This window comes from Rhizobium leguminosarum bv. viciae USDA 2370 (assembly GCF_002008365.1).
Lineage (GTDB): Bacteria > Pseudomonadota > Alphaproteobacteria > Rhizobiales > Rhizobiaceae > Rhizobium > Rhizobium leguminosarum.
In genome coordinates this window covers 1-14959 of the sequence record NZ_MRDL01000022.1, presented here as the reverse complement: position 1 = coordinate 14959, position 14959 = coordinate 1, and the positions used below count along the sequence as shown (strand labels likewise).

The following is a 14959-nucleotide window of genomic DNA, read 5'->3' as shown; positions in this document are numbered from 1 at the left end:
GAATCTTTGAACAAACAGGAGAAGTCATGAGGTCAACCATCCTATGCGTGACGGCCGCCGCCGTTACTGCACTCCTTGCTGCCGCTCCGGCCTTTGCCCAGGAGCGCGTGGTCAACGTCTACAACTGGTCGGATTATATCGACAGTTCCATCCTCGAGGATTTCACCAAGGAAACCGGCATCAAGGTCGTCTACGACACTTTCGATTCCAACGAGACGCTGGAAACCAAGCTCTTGGCCGGTGGTTCGGGGTATGACGTCGTCGTCCCCACCGTATCCTTCATGCAGCGCCAGATCGCCGCCGGCGTCTACCAGAAGCTCGACAAGTCGAAGCTGCCGAACCTGGTCAATATGTGGGACGTCATCATGAAGGGCGTGGCGTCCTTCGACCCCGGCAATGAATACAGCGTCGACTACATGTGGGGCACGACGGGCATCGGCTATAATGTCGACAAGGTCAAGGCGGCCCTCGGCACCGACGACAAGCCCAATTGGGACGCGTTGTTCGATCCGGCGAAAGCGGCCAAACTCAAGGATTGCGGCATCTATATGCTGGATTCCCCAACCGACGTCGTGCCCTCGGTGCTCGCCTATCTCGGGCTCAATCCGAACAGCACCGATCCCGCCGATCTCAAGAAGGCACAGGAGGTTCTCACGGCCGTCCGTCCCTTCGTCCGCAAGTTCCATTCATCCGAATATATCAGCGCGCTGGCGAACGGCGATATCTGCATCGCGCTCGGTTATTCCGGCGACATGTTCCAGGCCCGCGACCGTGCCGCGGAAGCCAATGCCGGCGTCAAGGTCGATTATTCGGTGCCGTCGCAGGGAGCCCAGATCTTCTTCGACGTCTTCGGCATTCCGAAGGATGCGCCGCATGTCGCAGAAGCCCATGAATTCATCAACTACATGATGAAGCCGGAAGTGATCGCCAAGGCCTCGAACTTCGTCTTCTACGCCAACGGCAACAAGGCGTCGCAGCAGTTCCTCGACAAGGAGGTCCTCGACGATACGGCGATCTACCCGACGCCCGAGGTGATGGCGAAACTCTTCACCGTTCCGCCGCTCGATCCGAAGACGCAGCGGATCGTGACGCGGCTATGGACCACCGTGGTCACCGGCCAATAATAGCATAACGGCCCGGACGGAAACGTCCGGGTCTTTTTTTGACGATTCCGGCCGGGTGAAGCCGGGAGCAAAAGAATGTATTTTCGGGGAACAATATGAAGTCTCTAGGCAATATTCGCCGCTCTTTCGCACCTTGGACCGATCCGTCCGCCAAGCCCTTCATATCCATCAAGAACGTCACCAAGCGTTTCGGTGATTTCACCGCCGTCGATAACCTGTCGCTCGATATTTATCACCGCGAGTTCTTCGCGCTGCTCGGCGCTTCCGGCTGCGGCAAGTCGACGCTTCTGCGCATGCTCGCCGGCTTCGAGCAGCCGACCTCGGGCGAAATCGTGCTCGACGGCACCGACATGGCCGGCACGCCGCCCTATAGGCGCCCCGTCAACATGATGTTCCAGTCCTATGCGCTTTTCCCGCACATGACGGTCGAGAAGAACATCGCCTTCGGCCTGAGACAGGACGGCATGGCGAAGGACGAGATGACTGACCGCGTCTTGCAGATGCTGAAGCTCGTCAAGCTGGAGCAATTTGCCTCCCGCAAGCCGAACCAGCTTTCCGGCGGCCAGCGCCAACGCGTGGCGCTGGCCCGCTCGCTCGCCAAGCGCCCGAAGGTGCTGCTGCTCGACGAACCGCTCGGCGCGCTCGACAAGAAGCTGCGCGAGGAAACCCAGTTCGAGCTGATGGACCTGCAACAGAATCTCGGCCTCACCTTCGTCGTCGTCACCCACGACCAGGAAGAGGCGATGACCATGGCGGACCGTATCGCTGTCATGAGCCACGGCAAGGTCGTGCAGGTGGCAACGCCTGCCGAGATCTACGAGGCGCCGAATTGCCGTTTCGTCGCGGATTTCATCGGCGACGTGAACATCTTCGACGGCAAGGTCGCCTCATCGGGCAATGGCACCGTCGAGATATCAGTCGACAGCGGCTTCAGCGTGCGTGTCGCCGCCGCCGAAACACCTTCTGCAGGCAGCGCCGTCGGTTTCGCCATCCGGCCGGAAAAGATGCGGGTCGGGCGCACGCCGCCCGCCAACGCCTCCGTCAACGCCGCCAGAGGCGAACTCTGGGATATCGCCTATCTCGGCGACATGACCGTCTTCCATGTGAAATTGCAGAGCGGCAACGTCGTCAAGGCCTCGTCGCTCAATGCGCAGCGCTCCGTCGACGACCCCTTCACCTACGATCAGGAAGTCTGGGTCTCCTTCGACGAGAATGCCGGCGTCCTGCTAAAGGATTGACATCATGGGCAAGTTCACGTCCGGCCTCTACAATCGCCTCGTCATCGTCATCCCTTACGCTTGGCTGCTGCTCTTCTTCCTGGCGCCCTTCTTCATCGTCTTCCGCATTTCGATGTCGACGACGGCGATCGCCATGCCGCCCTATGAGCCTGTCTTTTCCTTCGCTGACGGCTGGGCCGGCCTCTTAAGCAAGATCGGCGAATTCTCCCTCGACAACTACACCTACCTCACCGACGACCCGCTCTATTTCAACGCCTATGTGTCGAGCGTGGTGATCGCCGCGATCTCCACCTTCCTGACGCTGCTGATCGCCTATCCGATCGCCTACGGCATGGCGCAGGCGCCACGTGGCCTGCGGCCGACGCTGGTGATGCTCGTCATCCTGCCCTTCTGGACGAGCTTCCTGATCCGCGTCTACGCCTGGATCGCCATCCTCAAGCCGGAGGGCCTGTTCAACCAGCTGCTGCTGTCGCTGCACCTGATCGATACGCCGCTGATCATCCTCAACACCAATACCGCCGTCTATATCGGCATCGTCTATTCCTATCTGCCCTTCATGGTGCTGCCGCTTTATTCGGCGCTCGAGAAGATGGACGGCACGCTGATCGAGGCAGCCCAGGATCTCGGCTGTCCGCCAATCACCGCCTTCTGGCGCGTCACCTTCCCGCTGTCGATCCCCGGCGTGGTGGCCGGCTGCATGCTGGTCTTCATCCCGGCCGTCGGCGAATTCGTCATTCCCGATCTGCTCGGCGGGTCGCAGACGCTGATGATCGGCAAGACGCTGTGGAACGAGTTCAATTCCAATCGCGACTGGCCGGTCTCCTCGGCGGTGGCGACCATCCTGTTGCTGATCCTGGTCATCCCGATCGTCTTCTTCCAGAATGTCCAGGCCAAAGCCGAAGAGCGGGGGAAATAAGCCATGGTGAAATGGACCCGTTTCAACATCGTCTCCGTCACGCTCGGCTTCGCCTTCCTCTATCTGCCGATCGTGCTTCTCGTCATTTTCTCCTTCAACGAATCCAAACTCGTGACCGTCTGGGGCGGCTTCTCGACGAAATGGTATGTCTCGTTGATGAGCAATCAGGCCTTGCTCGACGCTGCCTGGGTGACGCTACGCGTCGGACTGCTGTCGGCAACGTTTGCAACCATCCTCGGCACGATGGCGGCGCTGACATTGGTGCGCTACACCCGCTTTCGCGGCCGCATGTTGTTTTCGGGCATGGTCTATGCCCCGCTCGTCATGCCGGAGGTCATCACCGGCCTGTCATTGCTGCTGCTCTTCGTGGCGATCGGTCTCGATCGTGGCTTCTGGACGATCACGCTCGCGCACACGACGCTGACCATGTGCTTCGTCGCCGTCGTCGTACAGTCGCGCCTGCTCAGTTTCGATCATTCGATCGAGGAAGCTGCCCAGGATCTCGGCGCGCCGCCGGTGCGCACCTTCTTCGAGATCACCCTGCCGATCATCGCGCCAGCAGTGCTCTCCGGCTGGATCCTGGCCTTCACCCTGTCGCTTGACGATCTGGTGATTGCGAGCTTCACCTCGGGGCCTGGCGCCACTACGCTGCCGATGAGGATCTACAGCCAGGTCCGCCTCGGCGTGACGCCCGAGATCAATGCGGTGTGCACGATCCTGATCGGCGTCGTCGCCTTCGGCGTCATCTGCGCCTCGATCATCACCAAGCGCCGCGAAACACAGCGGCAGAGGGACGAACGCGCCGCCGCCGCCGGGGCGTGAGGTCTAAAGCGCGTGCTGGTCGCGCTTTATGTCTCTATTTTACGCATGTCGTTCTCGCAAAACCGCCGCACGCTTTTGCGCGACATGCTTCATTGCGCGTGGGGTGTATTGCCGAAAAGCGGCACCGGCGAGATCACCGGGTTCGGCCATGAACCGCCGACGAAGAACGGCAAAAGCGGCAGCTCTGCGGCCTTGGCAGGATCGGTTGCCTCCAGCGATCCGGAAAGCGCCAGCCCGTTCGACTGATAGGTGATGACGCCGGAAAGCGTCAGCGTCTGAGTGGCGCCGGCGATACGGGCGTCGTGCATCTCGGCGGTGCCGTTGGCGAAATCGGCCTGCAGGTTCACCTGGTTGAAGGCGAAGGCGCCGCCTGCTGCCGCGCTCAGCGGAAAGAACGGCTTTTCGGCTGCCTGCGTGCGCAATGCCGCAGCATCAATGCCGGGAATCGTGCCTTCCCTGGTCCAGAAGTGCAGCTTGCCGGTGACGTCGGCAAGGCCGGTCGTCCAGATCGCCTTCGGAGACAGCAGGTCGAGATCGAGCGATCCTGTCGCAAGCGGCAGCGGACCCTTCAGTTGCAGGCGCTCTGCAAGGGCTGCGAAGTCGGCATTGCGGATCGACAACTGCAGCTTGCCGCCGCCGTCGAAGTCGCGCTGCGTCGCTTCCAGATGCGCGGTCATCTCGCCGCCTTCGAACTGGCTGTCGCCAATATCGAATTTCGCTTCGCCGCCGGCAACGATCACGCTGGCGCCAACGTCGGAAAGCTCGAAGAGACCCATCTGCGCGCGCCGTGCCGAAAGCCTGACGTCGACATCGAGCACCCGCAGCGGCCCGCTTATGCCGGCGGAGATTTGCTCCGCCTCGCCGGCGGCGAGCCTGAGCGCGAAGGCATCGAGGAAGGGCTTGAGATTCATCTGGTCGAAGGCCAGCGTGCCGCCGATCTTCGGCCGTTTTCCGGGTTGGGTGAAGAGGTCCATCACCCCGGTGGCACTCGCTTCGTTCAGCGAGAGACTGAGATTGTTGAAGCGCAGCCCGTTGCCCGACGACATGATGTCGGATTCCAGCGAAGCGCTCTTCAACGTTGCGATGCCGGGGATCGATTTGCCCGACCATGTCAGCAGTGCCGGCACATCGGGAATGCTGGCGGTGATATTGCCGGAAAGGGCCGAAAGGCTGGCGATGCTGGCAATCCCCTGGAAGTGCGCCGTCAACAGGTTGGATGTGAGCGACGTCCGGGTCTCGGCATTCTTGCCGGCAAAGGCGAGCAGCGGCTGGCGCGAGGCGAAATCGACCTTCAGGTCCTCGCCGTTGATGCGGGCGATGACGACCGCCGAGATCGCGCCGGATAGCCTCGGCCAGGCGATATCTGCGGTGACGCTATCGAAATGATAGGTCTTGGCGGACTTGATGTCGGTGACCACAAGCGTCCCGTCCTCGACCGTCACTGCGCCGATCTCGGCATCGAGATCCCGAGCAAGCACCTCAGCTCCGTTTTCGGAGCGTACGCCTTTGATCGCGCGAGCGAGCAGGCCGGCATAACTCCAGTCGATCAACCCATTCTCGTCGCGCGTCAGCGCCAGGTTGGGGCGCACCAGGTGGAATTCGTGGAAGCTCGTTCGGCCTCGCAACGCATCGATGAGGCTGAAATCGGCTGACAGGCTTTCGATACTGCCGAGCAGCTTGTCGCCGCTTTCGCGCGGCTGGCGGATGGTGATCTGGTTTAGTGTGATGCGCGGCGTCGGCCAGAATTCGAGAACCGGACTGCCCTTGATCTCGGCATGGTAGCCCGTCCATTTCGACAGCGCGTCCTCGATGCCGGATCGCACGAAGCCGGTCGAGATGAGATAGGGTGCGGCGACCCTGAGCGCCACGAAAAGCGCGAGCGCTATCAGCAGGAATACCGTCGACAGGCGGGCGAAGGCCGGAAGCCAGCGCGAAACGGGTCCGATCTTCCTGCGCCACCTGCGATGTCTTGACGTGCTCATGATCTCCGCCGGCAAATTCAGCCGGTCATCCCGTTATGCGCTGAATTCGGCGGATATAGGAAATATCAGGCATATGCAAATCCCATACAGCGCCGCGCGTCATTTCAGACGCGCAAAGGACGATGTAGCACTTTCAATTAAATAGTTGGAGCATGATGTCGTCCGAAAACCGCTCACACTTTTCGGCATCATGCTCCAGGCGACGGATCGCGTCGGTTCCGCACTTTATAATGCAATGCAGCATGATATAAAGACGGCATTGGGGAGGAGGATTGAATGCAGGATAACAGACCACTTTGGGTGCCCTCGGAGGATGCCGTTGCAAAAAGCCCGATCCATGCCTTCATGGAACGCTGCAATGCCGATTTCGGGCTTTCTCTTTCTGGCTTTGAGGAGCTGCACGCATGGTCGGTGGCCGAGCGGGAGAATTTCTGGTCGACCGTCTGGGATTTCTGCGGCGTGAAGGGAGAGCGCGGCGTAGAGGTGCTTGCCAATGGCGATCGCATGCTGGACGCCCGCTTCTTTCCTGACGCGACACTGAACTTCGCCGAGAACCTGCTGTCTGGCCGCGGTGAGGGCGATGCCATCATCTTCCGCGGCGAGGACAAGGCCGAGGACCGCTGGTCGTGGGACCGGCTGCGCGCGCTGGTCTCGAAGCTGCAGCAGGCCTTCGCAGCACTCGGGATCGGCAAGGGCGACCGCATCGCCGCCATGATGCCGAACATGCCGGAGACCGTCGCCGCCATGCTCGCTGCCGCCTCGATCGGTGCAATCTGGTCGTCCTGCTCTCCTGATTTCGGCGAGCAGGGTGTGCTCGACCGTTTCGGCCAGATCGGCCCGAGGCTGTTCATCGCCTGCGATGCCTATTGGTATTCCGGCAAGCTGCAGGATGTCGGCGCCAAGGTCGCCACCGTCACAAAAAGTCTGGGTGTTCCCTCCGTCATTGTCCACTACGCCGGCGATGCGGAGGCAGTGGCGCGCAAGACGCCGGGGGCTTCAACGCTCGAGGCCTTTGTCGCGCCCTATGAGGCAAGGGAAGTCGAATTCACGCGGCTTGGCTTCGCACATCCGCTCTACATCCTCTTTTCGTCAGGCACGACAGGCGTGCCGAAATGCATCGTGCATTCGGCTGGAGGCACGCTGCTGCAGCACCTGAAGGAGCACCGGCTGCATTGCGGCCTGCAGGCGGGCGAGAAGCTATTCTACTTCACCACCTGCGGCTGGATGATGTGGAACTGGCTGGTCAGCGGTCTCGCAAGCGGCGCAACGCTCTGCCTGTTCGACGGCTCGCCCTTCGCCCCCGATGGCAACGTGCTGTTCGACTATGCCGAGGCCGAAAAATTCGCCATCTTCGGCACCTCGGCGAAATATATCGATGCGGTGCGCAAGGGCGGGCTGACGCCGCGCGCAAGTCACGATCTTTCCAGCCTGCGGCTGATGACTTCCACCGGTTCGCCCCTGTCGCCGGAAGGATTCACCTTCGTCTATGAGGGCATCAAGGAGGACGTGCAGCTCGCTTCGATCTCAGGCGGCACCGATATCGTCTCCTGCTTCGTGCTCGGCAATCCGCTGCAGCCGGTCTGGCGCGGCGAGATCCAGGGGGCCGGCCTCGGCCTTGCCGTCGATGTCTGGAACGATGATGGCAAGCCGGTGCGCGGGGAGAAGGGTGAGCTCGTCTGCACCAAGGCCTTCCCCTCGATGCCGGTAATGTTCTGGAACGACCCCGATGGCGCCAAATATCGCGCCGCCTATTTCGACCGGTTCGACAATGTCTGGTGCCACGGCGATTTCGCCGAATGGACGGAGCATGGCGGCCTTGTGATCCACGGCCGTTCGGATGCGACGCTCAATCCCGGCGGCGTTCGCATCGGCACGGCGGAGATCTATAATCAGGTCGAGCAGATGGAGGAGGTGGCCGAGGCGCTCTGCATCGGCCAGGAGTGGGACGACGACGTGCGCGTCATCCTCTTCGTTCGCCTTGCCCCCGGTGTGACGCTGACGGAGGATCTCGTCAAGGCGATCAAGACGCGTGTTCGCACCGGCGCCTCGCCGCGGCACGTGCCGGCGAAGATCATCGCGGTTGCCGATATTCCCCGCACCAAATCCGGCAAGATCGTCGAGCTTGCCGTGCGCGAGGTCGTTCACGGTCGGCCGGTTAAGAACCAGGAAGCGCTTGCCAATCCCGAGGCGCTGCGGCTCTTCGCCGGGCTAAGCGAACTGAAGGATTGACAGCGATCGGAAACTACAAGCTTTCACCCTCTATCAATCTCCTGTCATGGAAACCTTTCGTTAAGAAAGGTTTGTCAAAGGTGAAGCCATCTTGGGGGTCGCACATGAACGAGGCGGCCTGGGGCTTTCTAGCCTCCGAAACATGACGTTGATCGACTGAGCTCTTGTTGAACAGCACCAAATTCTAGGCAGCCTCTGGCTGCCTTTTCTTTGCGCTCCGATCAGCCGGCCAGCACGCGCTGCGACGGGAAGGTGATCTCGACGAGCGTGCCCTCGTTGGGCGTCGAATTGATCGAGAACGTTGCCCGGTTGGCATCCACCATCGCCTTGGTCAGCGGCAAGCCGAGCCCGGTGCCGTCGCCGCGATGGCGCGATTGGGTCGAGGAGACCTGCCGGAACGGCTTCATCGCCTGGTCGAGTTCGCTGCGCGTCATGCCGATGCCGGTATCGCGGACCCTGAGGACGACGCTGCCATTGGCCTCATAGGACGTGGAAACGACGATCTGCCCGCCTGATGGGGTGAAGCGGATGGCGTTCGACAGGATGTTCAGGGCGATCTGCTTGATCGAGCGCAGGTCGGCCACGACATCGGGCACCGATTGCGACAGCGCCGTGCGGATGATGACGCGCTGGCCATTCGCCTGCGGCTGTATCAGCGCCACGGCCTCGGAGACCGCCTCGTTGAGACCGACGGCATCGAAATCGAGATCCATCTCGCCCGCTTCGATCTTCGAAATGTCGAGCAGGTCGTTGACGATGTCGAGCACGTGCCGGCCGGAGCGGCCGATGTCATTGGCATATTCGATATAACGCGGATGGCCGATCGGGCCGAAGCGCTCGCCCGCCATCATGTCGGAAAAGCCGATAATGGCGTTGAGCGGCGTGCGGATCTCGTGGCTGACACGGGCGAGGAAATCGGTCTTGTGGGCGTTGGCGGTTTCAGCCGCACCCTTGGCGTTGCGCAACTCGTCCTCGGTGCGCTTCCACTGGGTGATATCGCGGATGACGGCGCAATAGCCGTTTGAGGAGGTGAGCTGGCCCATCGTCATGAACAGCGGCACGAAGCCGCCGGCGGCCTCGCGGCCGATCACTTCACGCCCGTCGTTCAGCACACTTGCCACGCCATGGCCGGAGAGGCCGTTCAGATAGTCGATGACCGCTTTCTGGCTCTCATGGGCAAACAGCATGACGAAGGGTTTGCCGCGCGTCTCCTGCTCGTCGTAATTGAAAAGCGCGCTGGCCGACCGGTTCATCGAGCGGATGTCGCCCTCGGTGCCGATGACGACGACGCCGTCGGTCGCCGTTTCCAGGATCGAGCGCAATTCTTCCACTTCGACCTGAAGCTTGGCGACTTTCTCGACCATCCGCTCGGGGCGGCCTTCGGAACGGCCCTCGGAACGGTTTGCTTCGCCACGGCCATCTTCCTTGCCTTCCACCGGCATCAATGCCAGCATCAATGCATTGGCGTCTTCCCAGCGCACCGATTGTAGCCGCGCGGTTACCGGCGCCAGCGTATCATCGGCCTTGACGAGCATCATGGTCCCGAAGCCGACAGACTTTTCCTCGAGTTCACGGCGCTGCAGCAGGGCTTCGATGCCGCCCACCTCGCGCAATGCCTCGAGCGAATCGTAGCCCGTCAGCCGCATGAATTCCGGATTGGCATGGATCAGCGCATCGCCGATATGGATGAGCACGGCAACAGGCAGCTGGTCGACCGTGCCCACCGAAAGCCCGTCCGTCATCTTGACGCGCGGCGGAATGAAGCTTGTGAGAACCTCGATCTGGCTGACCGTCTCCTCGAGCCCTTCCGTTGCCTCGTCTTCGGCGATGACTGAAGGCTCTTCGGTGGCGCCGTCGTCTTCGCTCTGCGCCTCGACGGCATTCTCGAAGATCGCCTCCTGCGCCGCCACCTCTTCGAGCGATAGTGTTTCCGCCTTCTCGGCGATGGGTGTTTCGGCCTCGACCTCTTCGGGTCCGGAGGCCTTTTCGAAGCCGGCGGTTTCGGTGACGGCGGTTTCCATCGGCGCCGGAACGGCAGGCTCGTCCTTGCTGGCGCCGAAGGCTTCGAGGCGCTTGGCGATCTCGCGGAAATTGGCCTGTTCGGCGGCCGTCAGCGCAGCGCCGCTGTTGTGGAGCTGAACGATCTTGTCGGAGAAACGGCGATTGGGCGTTTCCGAAATGCGAAGCGCCGGCGGCTCTTGCGGAAGATCGGCTGCGGGCTCGGCAGCGGAAACGTCGCCGGCATCGACGCTGCCTTCCGCTCTTTCTGCAGCATTTTCCGGGGCAGGGGTCTCGATGGCCGCCTCCTCGGTGGCAATCTCTTCTGGCGCTGGCTCCGCCTGCGGCGCCTGATCCTCGACCTCTTGCGTCAGGGCGGGTTCGATCAGCGGTTCTTTAAGCGCTGTCTCCGCTTCATCTACCACCTCGGCAATGGTTTCGGCAGGTGGGCCGAGGCTCGCTGCGTCATGGCCGATACCATCAGGGCCGAGTGTCAGACCGAGCGCCAGCGGATCTTCCTGGGCATCGGAAAGCCGGACGACGCCGAAGCCGCGGAACCCATCGAAGTCGCGGTTGCGGGTATAGGTCGGCAGCGCCGCCAGATCGACCGGAACGACGAGGCTGGTGCCTTCGACCGGCCAGAGGATCGTCTTGCCCGACCACGTGTCGCGGCGGGCGAGCGCCTCGGAAAGCTTGCCGTCAGGATCGAGATTGAAGAGGGCGGCGACATCGCCGAAGGCAGATCCGATGATGTCGGAGGCGTGCGGACCGACGGCCTCGGCAAATTCGTGGCTGACCTCGTTGAACCGGCCTTCGGCGTCGATTTTCCAGACGAAGCGCGTGGCGCGGCTGTTCGGCCTGAAGACGAAGCCGGGCTCAGCCGCAAGCGGGGGCAGGTCGACGACCACAGACTTTGCGATGACGGGCTCTTCATGGACCGCTTCCGGCGTGTCTTCAATAGGCGTTTCGCTGGCTTCAACAGGCGGTTCCACCGTCTCGGCAACGGAGGCCAAATCGTCCTCGATGACCGCGGCGGGCTCGGAGGCTTCAGCCGCGCTGCTATCGATCGTGCTCTCGTCGCTCTCCGGCTTCGCATCCCCGGCAGGATACAGCCCATCGTCAACCGCCTCGTCTGCGGATGCTAGAGCTGTCCCGGCCGGCTGTTCGCTTTCGCCGGCGATCTCCTCGAGCGTCTCCTCGACCTCTTCGATTCCCGAGACCGCGTCGATGATATCGGTGAAGCCTGTAGCGGCAACAGGCTCGTCCTGAAGCGCTTCGGCCGGCGGCACGCTTTCTTCCTGTGCGGGCGCATCGACCGGGTCGAGCGCGGGCGCATCGATCCCGTCGAGATGACCGATCGCAGTCTCCACGGCAAAAAGCAGATTGAACGCCGGATCGTCGCTGAGCTTGCCGACGGCGGCCGGAAGATTGCCTCTGCTGGTGGCGACGGGTCGTTTCACCAACCGGTCGGGATGCGCGCCGGCAAGGTTGATCAAGGTTTTTGCCGTCTGCTCGGAGATCCCGAGCGAGGCAAAGCCCGGCGAGGCCGCGATGACCTCGCCATTGGCGCCGATCACCGCCATATGCGTGTCGGGATCATCAAGTCCCTGCAGCATCTGGGCCGCCGATGCGCCGGCCGCGAGTGGCTTTGCCGAGATCGGCACTGAAAACAGGATGGCCTTTTCGCCCTGGGAAAGCCGGATCAGTTCGGCAGCCGCCTGTACCTGCGCACGCTGAAAGCCCTTGGCAACGCGGATCATCAGGCTGCGGCTGTCGCCGATATCGGTCAGCTGGCGCGCGGCGGTTTCCAGCTGGCGGAAGGTAATGTCGGCGCGGTCGACCCCCTGATCGAGCAGGTCATAGACAGCCGAATGGCCGAAAAGCTCGGCACCTGCACCGTTCGCCCAGAGCAGACGGGCAAGATCGGCCGAAAACAGCACCATGGCCTCGCCGCGTGAAAAGCGTTCTCGTACCCGTGCATGCACGGCGATATCGATGAACGGATATTGGACTGCGGGCATGTTCGAACCTTGTCGCTGTCGGCCTTCTTAAATTAACGGCTTATTAATAACTGCGGGGCGCATGCCGGTCCAGAAGAGGAGGGGGTTTTCGGCCGGAAAGGTTAACGTCTTGTGCACCGCACAATAATTGTTGCAATGCACAATGAAATGTCTTATATAAGCATCATCCAACAAACGCAGGCAGCGGCTGCCTCAACCCAAAGGATGCGCCCCATGGCTACCATAAAGACCGACGACGTTTTTTCAATCGCTTCTTTCGACCCGTCCAAGTTCACGGAATCTTTCCGTGAGTTCGCCGAAAAGGGCGCTCAGCAGTCGAAGGATGCCTATGCCAAGCTGAAGACCGCTGGCGAGGAAGCCGGCAAGACGCTCGAAGCCACCGTTCAGACGGCACAGGCCGGCTCGGTCGAGATCGGCCTGAAGGCGATCGACATCCTGCGCGTCAATTCCGAGAACTCGCTGTCGCACTTCGAAGCGCTGCTCGGCGTCAAGTCGCCGGCCGAATTCTTCGAATTGCAGACCTCGTTCATCCGCAAGCAGGCCGAACTCACCGTCGAGCAGGCGAAGTCGATCCAGGAAACCACCAAGCAGGTGGCCGAGAAGCTCGCAAAGCCCTCCAAGGACGCCGCCGAAAAGGCCATGGCTTCCTTCAAGGTTGCCTGATCGGTTTTTACCGATCGGAGATAAAAGGCTGGACCTCGCGTCCAGCCTTTTTGTATATTGGCGAGGAATGGGGCTTGAATTCGTCGCCAAGTCCTCGTATGTGACCCCCGTCGCGCCAAGCGCGATTTATGCGGTTGTAGCTCAGTTGGTTAGAGCGCAGGTTTGTGGCACCTGAGGTCGGAGGTTCGAGACCCCCCAACCGTACCATCTCCCACTTGTCCATATCGAAGACATAGGTAACAGAGCGTCCCTAAGACATAGGTGACAACCTCGTGGCGAACGGGTTGCCGATCGGTCGCAAAGTCCTTTGCTCGACCGCAGGCCGACATCGCCGGCCACGCGCTTGACCAGCAGTTCTCTGATCTTCCTGGCAGCCCAATGCGGCTTGTTTTGCGAGATGCTCATCGCCTCGACCGGTTCACGGAGTGGTTGGCGCAATGCTTCGGCCGTCGCGACCGATCCGCCACGGCCTCCAGGCCGTCATCTTTGTAGCAATTGAAAATTTTTTAGCCGGTCGTGCCGAGATGCCGAATTACATTCATGCAGCTGGTCAACCGCAAGACAGCGAATCTCGTTTGATTACGTTGCTGTCAACTATTCCTTTAAGGATCTCCAGGTGCCCTTCGCAAACCGTCTTGACCAGTTCGAGCAGTAACGCAGTTTGTTCAGCAAGCCAGCCAAGCGCTTCCTCGCTAATTTCGAAATGTTTCGAATAGCGCGCCTTCACGTATGCCTCGTTCAACGTGTTGAACCAGGCGCGCTCACGATGCTGATCACGCGGAAAGGCTTCGGCCAGCCGGCGGTCCTGCTCCTCAGCGAGCGAGCGCAGAAACTTGATGTTGTGCGACGGTGGGCCGTAGTTGGTGAGGGTCAGCAGGACGCAGGAATAGGTCTGCTCCAATGCTTGATGGATGAGAAACGCAGCTCGTTTTCTGTAGTGTCTGGTACGAGCATGTTCGGCCAATTCGAAGAACTCTTTGGCGGCCTCTAGTCGCTCCTCAAAATGCTCCTTTGCCACCCTCAGTAGATCGGCCGGGGAGAGCGGCATAGGTTCCGCAAGCGATTCATCGTCCAGTTCATAGAGGACGATGCCTTCCTTGCGGATGTCGGAGAAGAAATACTGCCCTTCCTTGAGATAGGTGTTCACCTCCCGCCTGGAGTGGACGATGAAGCTCACCGGTGTTTCGATCGAGGCTTCGTGAATCAGCCGGTCGGCTGCCTTGTGCCAGTACTCGGCAAACTCGCAGAGCTTGCGGTTGTTGACGATGATCAAGAGATCGAAGTCGGAGCGATACCCCTTCATGGTGAAGGGCTCATCGACCCAGCCGCCCTTGGCATAGGAGCCGAACAGGATGATCTTCAAGATCCTGCCGCGCTTCTTGAAGTCGGCAGTGCCTTCTTTCAGCGCATCCTCGAATTCTTCGTGCAGGATTTCGAGAACCCGGCCGAGTTCTCGCTGCTTGCGAAGCGGCATATGATCGAGCGACGATTTCATGAGCAATCGATAGGCGAAAGATCCAATATCGTCTACTGGCAAATTTAGCACCGCTCAACTCCAGCTTTGTCCTTGTGTCTCATCCGGTTGCCAATCCACGCTCGAGATTGATGAAAAACTTCAGTCGCTTAGGGACAAGTATCGTCTGATCGTGGCGTAGTCGGAACGCCGCGCACAGCCCGAACAAAGAGTGAATTAAGTTTTCGATTATACTATCTTGAATAACTCAGTTAAATCGCTTATTTGTCGCACTGATAAGGACCCGGCGCAAAAACGTCGTTCGGCCTGACCATTGCAAGAGAGCGGCGTCGCTCGTTGGTGCACTGCTCCGAATATGCGAGGACAATCATGGCGATCATGTTCGTCAGAGCGCAGGTGATCAGCAGGGGAGCGGGACGCAACATCGTCTCGGCCGCCGCCTATCGTCATCGCACGAGGATGATGGACGAACAGGCCGGTACCTCGTTCAGC

The 14959-nt window shown here is 60.8% G+C and carries 9 protein-coding genes, 1 tRNA gene and 1 pseudogene; 7 read left to right on the top strand and 4 right to left on the bottom strand.

Features of this window, described 5'->3' with window-relative positions; all coding sequences use genetic code 11:
- Positions 1 to 26 precede the first annotated feature (26 nt).
- The 4 genes from BS629_RS09140 (at position 27) to BS629_RS09125 (ending at position 4100) form a co-directional block, all read left to right on the top strand.
- On the top strand, positions 27 to 1124 hold the full coding sequence (locus tag BS629_RS09140) for a polyamine ABC transporter substrate-binding protein (RefSeq protein ID WP_018244858.1): 1098 nt from the start codon (positions 27 to 29) through the stop codon (positions 1122 to 1124).
- A 95-nt stretch (positions 1125 to 1219) separates the two neighbouring features.
- Positions 1220 to 2362: an ABC transporter ATP-binding protein gene (locus tag BS629_RS09135; RefSeq protein WP_012756109.1), complete on the top strand. Its 1143-nt coding sequence runs from the start codon at positions 1220 to 1222 to the stop codon at positions 2360 to 2362.
- A gap of 4 nt (positions 2363 to 2366) precedes the next feature.
- Positions 2367 to 3278, top strand: coding sequence for an ABC transporter permease subunit (locus BS629_RS09130; protein WP_018244859.1), 912 nt, complete (start codon positions 2367 to 2369; stop codon positions 3276 to 3278).
- A 3-nt stretch (positions 3279 to 3281) separates the two neighbouring features.
- Positions 3282 to 4100 carry an ABC transporter permease gene (locus tag BS629_RS09125; protein ID WP_077988122.1) on the top strand — a complete coding sequence of 273 codons (819 nt, stop codon included), beginning with the start codon at positions 3282 to 3284 and terminating at the stop codon, positions 4098 to 4100.
- 89 nt (positions 4101 to 4189) lie between these two features.
- Here the strand turns inward: BS629_RS09125 and BS629_RS09120 are convergent, their stop codons facing one another.
- Positions 4190 to 6082: an AsmA family protein gene (locus BS629_RS09120; protein WP_018244861.1), complete on the bottom strand. Its 1893-nt coding sequence runs from the start codon at positions 6080 to 6082 to the stop codon at positions 4190 to 4192.
- Positions 6083 to 6358: 276 nt separating this feature from the next.
- Here BS629_RS09120 and BS629_RS09115 point away from each other — a divergent pair, with 276 nt between their 5' ends.
- A complete protein-coding gene (locus BS629_RS09115; protein ID WP_018244862.1) occupies positions 6359 to 8311 on the top strand; it encodes an acetoacetate--CoA ligase in 1953 nt (650 codons plus the stop codon).
- 221 nt (positions 8312 to 8532) lie between these two features.
- Here the strand turns inward: BS629_RS09115 and BS629_RS09110 are convergent, their stop codons facing one another.
- The gene (locus BS629_RS09110; protein ID WP_018244863.1) at positions 8533 to 12330 is read right to left on the bottom strand and encodes an ATP-binding protein; all 3798 of its coding nucleotides are present in this window, start codon (positions 12328 to 12330) and stop codon (positions 8533 to 8535) included.
- A 213-nt stretch (positions 12331 to 12543) separates the two neighbouring features.
- On the opposite strand from BS629_RS09110, the gene BS629_RS09105 reads away from it, so the two are divergent.
- Positions 12544 to 12993 carry a phasin gene (locus tag BS629_RS09105; protein WP_018244864.1) on the top strand — a complete coding sequence of 150 codons (450 nt, stop codon included), beginning with the start codon at positions 12544 to 12546 and terminating at the stop codon, positions 12991 to 12993.
- Positions 12994 to 13123: 130 nt separating this feature from the next.
- Positions 13124 to 13200 (top strand) — tRNA-His (locus tag BS629_RS09100).
- A 117-nt stretch (positions 13201 to 13317) separates the two neighbouring features.
- Here BS629_RS09100 and BS629_RS40480 read toward each other — a convergent pair.
- Both BS629_RS40480 and BS629_RS09090 read right to left on the bottom strand, forming a co-directional pair.
- A pseudogene (locus BS629_RS40480) lies at positions 13318 to 13499 on the bottom strand (helix-turn-helix domain-containing protein); the annotation flags it as partial.
- 44 nt (positions 13500 to 13543) lie between these two features.
- Positions 13544 to 14488 carry a nucleotidyltransferase and HEPN domain-containing protein gene (locus BS629_RS09090; RefSeq protein ID WP_204339682.1) on the bottom strand — a complete coding sequence of 315 codons (945 nt, stop codon included), beginning with the start codon at positions 14486 to 14488 and terminating at the stop codon, positions 13544 to 13546.
- Between the last annotated feature and the right edge of the window lie 471 nt (positions 14489 to 14959).